This window comes from Syntrophorhabdaceae bacterium, from assembly GCA_028713955.1.
Classification (GTDB): domain Bacteria; phylum Desulfobacterota; class Syntrophorhabdia; order Syntrophorhabdales; family Syntrophorhabdaceae; genus UBA5609.
The window spans coordinates 1-2,511 of sequence record JAQTNJ010000370.1 but is presented as its reverse complement, the minus strand read 5'-3'; the positions used below and the strand labels follow the sequence as shown (position 1 = coordinate 2,511).

Genomic DNA, 2,511 nt, shown 5'->3' with positions numbered 1-2,511 from the left:
CGGCAATCACTGGAAACTGGGCCTTTGTTGCAGACGACGTAAAGGAACTGATTGCGCTATACAGGGAGGCTTAAATGTCAATTGCTGAATCCAGAAAAGGATATCTGTCCACCCATTTTTTTTCGGGTGGAACAATAAGCTCTGAAGGAATGCTAACCGCAATACTTGCCGATTTGAATAACACCGAAGACGTGGCCCCGGATGATATTGTCTGGATTTTCTCTGCCCTGGGAACCAAATATAATCCGCCCGAAGGTGGGCTCGAAGTCACTGGGAAGGTAACCGAAGTTGTTGACGGGTCCACAATCAAGGCTCTCATGGACTGCGCGCCTGGCCAGGTTTGCGACTTGACTCCAGCGACCATTATACTTTACGGCGTGTTTCCAAGAACAAGAGACGCCGAAGCTAAGGAGTGGCTGAGTCTTCATCTACCAATCGGCTCAGAAATAACCCTGGCCGCCGTGGGAAATAATTACATCATAACTAAGGGAAGCGAAGTCATCAACAACTCCCTGAATAGTTATATAGACAACCTGGGGCAGACCACGGAGATGACCGGCTATGATATGATGGCCGTTGTAATGGAGGTCACCGATGGAGATACCATCCAGGCAACTCAGCAATGCCTCCCAGGACAGCTCTGCGTCACAACACCCTTCAATGTGCGATTGCATGGCATATCATCTTCGGAAATGAGATTTCCTGCGGGCCGGACAGCGAAAACCTGGCTTGCTGAGCAGATCCCACCCGGCACAGTAGTTAAACTAGCCATAAAAGGAGAGGATTCCTATGGCAGATTAATAGCCGCCATATATTATCCTACGAATGATACGGTTAGTATAAATACCAAAATGATTGAGGCCGGTCGAGCTACCGGCTATAACCCTACTGCTGAATCCATGGATGCCAAAGCTGCGGTGAAATATGTAGGAGGAATAGCCAACGCTTACCCCGCCGCATGTACTTCAACTGTAACAAAACCATCCGCTGTACTCAGTCTCATGGCCCCCGTCTGCAACACCGTGAAAAAGGATGGAACAGATACCTGGTTCGGGTACACCGTGAAGAATGTGGGAGACAAAACCTGGAAAGGTTGGTTGGGCGTCGTGATTACCGACAACGATACCAAAAAGACGTATCAATATATGGGCGATCCGCAGAAATACAGCTCAATTGCGCCAGGCGAAACCAAGACGTTGTATGCGAAATTCGTGGTGCCGCAGGACTTTGGAAACAAGCTGTCCTGGGAGGCTGTTATTAATAGCACCTGAATTTCTTCTTTTTTTTCTCGACCGAAACGTATTTCTAGTAGCGAACCTATTCAAAGCTTGTGATATGATGGCCGACCTTGAGCAATTGCAGATAGTCCGCGCGGCATTGACATCCTGCAAAACAGTGGATGATATTGCCCATAATGTAAAGCTTCCCAAAGAAATAGTGATCGAGTGCCTTGATGCTCTCAAATCAATGGGCGTGGTTAGCAAAGACGCTTTCACGGACACATACTGCCCCATAGAGGAAGTCGCAAAAAATATATGCGCGCAATGTAATAGAATAGTAGACGATCTGAGAGGAGGTGAAAAAACTGACGGAATGCAAGACAAAGGAACTTAAACAAAGCAAGATAGCGTGGGGCGGCTTTGTAGTAACTCTACTTGGTGCAATACAGCTGAGCATGGTTGGGGTAGACATCACACAGTTTCAGACCATCGAAACTGCGGTGCCTGCTGCAATAACCATGTTATCCGGCATTGCGATCATCGTTTGGCGAAACTCATCACAGTACCTGATCAGGTGATCTATGTATTCTATTTTTTTTGACAACAACGAAAAACAGGGCAAGCGACCCGACTTTCTGGACGAAGCCTGGACTTATTACAAAAAAAGAATAAATAAACCAGAACCAGCCAATCTAGATTTCGATCTGGTATTGATAGATGAGGAATCGGGCCGTAAAGTAGGTGCCGAAATCAAAGAGCTGGACGACTTTTTTGGCAGCCTTCCGCCCAGAGGACGACTGGGCCGGCAATGCATGGATATAGCCCTACAATGCGACTACGGGTATCTAAGCATCCTTGGTAGCCTATCGGAGCTGATAGAGTCCATACCCCCATATTACAAGACTGAAGAAGGAAACATAATAGAGAAACCGGAAGAACGGATGACGTTGGACGAGAACCTGATATATGCAGTTCTCGGGGATGTCAAATCACTGGGAGTATTGCCGGTTTTTCTGTCACGAAATCCAATCGATTCTTTTCGGCTGCTGATCAACTATATGATTCATGACATCATCAGTGATCCACCCATAACCCTGTGCAGCAAACCCAGAAAAAACATGCACGCCATAAACGTGCTCTGCAACCTGCCGGGTGTCGGGTGGGAACGGGCTGAAGCTATATTAGAGATATATGGCTCCGTGTCTGAGTTCTTGCAGGAAGCACAGGTTTGTCTTGACAGCGGCGATCTGGGACCCTTGGAAAATATCAAGATAAACGGCAGGCGTTTCGG

3 protein-coding genes are annotated in these 2,511 nt (G+C 47.4%); all 3 read left to right on the top strand.

The annotated features are described in order from the left end of the window. Positions 1-74: 74 nt before the first annotated feature. Positions 75-1,271: a thermonuclease family protein gene (locus tag PHU49_17200; protein MDD5245747.1), complete on the top strand. Its 1,197-nt coding sequence runs from the start codon at positions 75-77 to the stop codon at positions 1,269-1,271. Between the two features lie 305 nt (positions 1,272-1,576). Continuing rightward, positions 1,577-1,798, top strand: a complete 222-nt coding sequence (locus PHU49_17195) for a hypothetical protein (protein MDD5245746.1) — start codon at positions 1,577-1,579, stop codon at positions 1,796-1,798. A 3-nt stretch (positions 1,799-1,801) separates the two neighbouring features. Continuing rightward, on the top strand, positions 1,802-2,511 hold a 710-nt coding region (locus tag PHU49_17190; protein MDD5245745.1), incomplete at its 3' end, for a hypothetical protein.